A 210-nucleotide genomic window follows, 5' to 3' on the forward strand; every position below is an offset into this window, starting at 1 on the left:
GATTAAAGCACCGGGCGAAGCGAAATCTGACCTGTGGCAGATGGTGCAGTTTGCCCGCCGATTCAAAACGGAAGACGTCTGGCCGGAGGAACTGCTGGCGAAGAAACCCGAGCTACGCGGTAAGACGTTGTATGACGTGCTGTTCGCCACGCCAGCAGTAACGAAATTCCCGGTCAGCGAACTGGCTGAAGATCAACTGAACGATGAATC

General features: G+C 54.8%; 1 protein-coding gene. It reads left to right on the forward strand.

Annotated features, from left to right (window positions below; all coding sequences use genetic code 11):
• On the forward strand, window positions 1–210 hold a 210-nt coding region (locus tag FDX22_RS19490; RefSeq protein ID WP_146717648.1), incomplete at both ends, for a hypothetical protein.

The sequence above is a fragment of the Citrobacter sp. TBCS-14 genome (assembly GCF_005280805.1).
GTDB lineage: Bacteria > Pseudomonadota > Gammaproteobacteria > Enterobacterales > Enterobacteriaceae > Citrobacter > Citrobacter gillenii.